The sequence below is a fragment of the Opacimonas viscosa genome, assembly GCF_024199005.1.
GTDB classification, from domain to species: domain Bacteria; phylum Pseudomonadota; class Gammaproteobacteria; order Enterobacterales; family Alteromonadaceae; genus Opacimonas; species Opacimonas viscosa.
Genome location: NZ_JANATA010000128.1, coordinates 1 through 272 on the forward strand (window position 1 = coordinate 1; position 272 = coordinate 272).

A 272-nucleotide genomic window follows, 5' to 3' on the forward strand; every position below is an offset into this window, starting at 1 on the left:
TTCCGCCCATGCCGAGCGCGCCGAAAAAGCGCAGCGCGGCGAACGAATGCGCATCGGGCGCAAATGCGATCAGGCCGGAGAACAGCGAGTAGATGCCGACGCAGAGCAGCGCGGTGCGCACGCGCCCGATCCGGTCCGACACGAAGCCGAACAGAATGCCGCCGACGATCTGTCCGGCCGCCGTGACGCTCGTGAACATGCCGAGCTGCGCCTTGCTCAGCCCGAACTGCAGCGCGAGCGTCGGCAGCAGCAGCGACAGCAGGAACGAGTCG

General features: G+C 67.6%; 1 protein-coding gene. It reads right to left on the bottom strand.

Features of this window, described 5'->3' with window-relative positions; all coding sequences use genetic code 11:
* Positions 1-272 (bottom strand): MFS transporter (locus NLF92_RS12980; RefSeq protein WP_254102634.1); only part of this gene is annotated, 272 nt, incomplete at both ends.